Raw genomic sequence first — 2,578 nt, forward strand, 5'->3', positions numbered from 1 at the left:
CCGAGATCCTGGAGGCTGCCGAGCGGATTGACCAGGTCTCCCCGCTGCTGGAGGACCTGGTCACCCAGGCCGACGACCTCCGCTTCCGCCGGGTGCTGGTTGACGCGGTCGGCGAAGGCGTCTACCACCGCGCCGTCGAGGAGCTGGACGGCAAGCCGTGGAACTCCGTGGTGCGGCTGGCCCGCACCGTGGAACAGCACGGGTTCGACGCCGAGGAGATGCTGGCCCGGGTCGCCCGCTCGCGGTCGTTCGGGGACGCCGACTGCGCGTCGAAGGCGCTGCACTACCGGCTCAAGGGCGCGCTGGCCACCGCCGAGAAGGCCCGGGCCACCGCCGACCAGGCCGCCGTGCGCCGGGCCGAGGCCGCCGAGCAGGCCCAGGAACAGCAGCTGATGCAGGCCCAGGCCCAGTCCGAGCAGTGGTGGCTGCCCAAGGCCGAGGCGGAGTCGGTGCTGGCCGAGTCCGTGTGGGACGAGGGCGAGTGGGACATGCCCGAGCCCGAGCTGGAGGGGCCGATCGTGGCCGAGGCCAGGCAAGCCGGGCCCACCGATCCGTTCGCTCGCCCGCTCCAGGACGCCACCCCCGCCCAGCCGGGGCAGTGGTGGAAGGAGCTGCGGCTGGCCGACGAGGAGACCGCCGACGCCGGCGCGGGCGCGCAGGTGTCCGGCGAGTCCGACTGGTGGAGTCAGCCGGTCGACCGGGTGCTGGACCAGGCCGACGCCCAGGCCCTGGACCAGGTCCTGCAGATGCAGCAGGCCGTCTCCCTCGGTCTCAGCCCGGAGCTGACCACCGAGGAACTGACCGCCGCCCAGATCGGGGTGGTCGGCACCCAGTTCTACGACCCCCAGGCCCAGGTCCGCCTCGCCGCCGAGATGCAGGTGCTCCAGGACGCCCACGAGGCCCAGGCCGCCCAGCTCCAGCACGAGCAGGACTGGATGACCCAGGTCATGGCCACGCAGATGGCCACCACTCTCCAGGCCGGACAGGTCGACCAGCTGCGGTACGACACCGCCACCGAGCGCGCTGAGGCCGCGGCCGAGCGGGCCACGTGGAACTGGCGTCTGCGGCACGTCGAGGGCGAGGTGGGCGAGTACGCCCACGGCCTGCTCTCCGAGATCGTGGAACCGCGCGAGCGCGCGCTGGCCGAGCAGCTGGCCGCCGCCGAGGAACTGCCCGAGTGGGCCTCCACCACGCTGGGCCCGGTGCCGGACGCCGACGACCCGGCGCGGGAGGAGTGGCTGCAGCGGGCCAGCGACGTGATGCAGTACCGGGAGGCCCACGGCTACGACCACGAGAAGCTGGCGATCGGCCCGGCCCCGGCCGAAGGCGCCGTCGAAGTCCGGGCGTCTTGGTCGCGGGCATGGCGCGCGTTGGGTGAGCCGGAGGACCGGCGCGACCTGGTCGGCGCGACCGACCGCGACCTGCGAGAGCTGGTGGACCGCTACCGGCGCGAGGAGCTGTGGGCGCCCGCCCACGTCGCCGACCAGATGCAGGTCACGTACGAGAGCCAGCAGGATCTGCTGCGCGAGGCCGCGCAGATGCGCATCCGCGCCGGCGAGCTGGAGGAGAGCGACCCGCAGCAGGCCGCCGAGCTCCGCGACGAGGCCGAGACCTACGCCCAGATCGCCGCGGAGGCGGCCGAGCGGGCGACGAAGCTGGAGATCGTCCACGACGCCCGCCAGGGCTGGTACGAGGAGACCACCGAGGCCCGCGAGCGCGCCGAGCAGGCCGCCGCCGAGCTGGAGAAGCGCGGCGTGCCGGTCGACGAGGTCGACCAGCCCGGGCTGGAGTGGCCGGAGGACTGGCCCGAGTCGGACCTGGAATCGGAGTGGGACGCGGGCGCGTGGGACATGGCCGAGCCCGAGGCGGAGCTGGACCCGGTCGAGGCCGAGGCCGCGGTGCCGGCCGTCGAAGCCGAGCCCAGCGCCGAGGTGGAACAGGCCGAACCATTCGTGGAACAGCCCGTCGCCGAGGCCGTCGAGGAGGCTCAGCCGGCCGTCGCCGAGGTCGAGCCGCAGGGGGTGCCCCAGGCTCCCGCCACCGTCCCCGGCGACGTCGAGCCCGCGCCCGTGGAACGGCCCGCCGCCGAGGTGGAACAGCCCTCCGCCGAGCTGGTGTCGGAGCCCGACCCCGAGTTCCAGCCCTACCGGTGGGCGACAGGCCAGCCTGTCGCCGGGACTCCGGCCGTGGACGAGGGCGAGTGGGACATGCCCGAGCCCGAGGATCTGCCCGACCTCCCCGAGCCCGCCCCCGTCGTGGACACCTTCGCCCAGGAGGAGGAGGCCCGCCGGGTCGAGCTCCAGCGCTCCGCCCTGGAGCAGGAGATGCAGCGCCAGGAGCAGGTGGCCGCCAGCACCCGGGCCGTTTCCGGGCGCGAGCCGTCCGCACCGCAGCAGGCCCTCCCGCAGCAGAGCTCCGACCGCGAGCGCCAGGACCAGGAACTGGCCCAGGCCCGCGTGGATATAAGGGACGTCGCGGAGGCCCGGCGCAACGCCATCGAGGTCCAGGAACTGGAAGGCCCCGCGCTGGACGACGCGGTGGGCGTCGCGCTGGCGGCGAAGGACATTCTGGCCGAGCG

At 74.4% G+C, this 2,578-nt stretch carries 1 pseudogene; it reads left to right on the forward strand.

Annotated features, from left to right (window positions below):
- Nucleotides 1-2,578: pseudogene (locus tag AB0E96_RS40380) on the forward strand (hypothetical protein); the annotation flags it as partial.

Source organism: Kitasatospora sp. NPDC036755 (assembly GCF_040636595.1).
In the GTDB taxonomy this organism is placed as follows: domain Bacteria; phylum Actinomycetota; class Actinomycetes; order Streptomycetales; family Streptomycetaceae; genus Kitasatospora.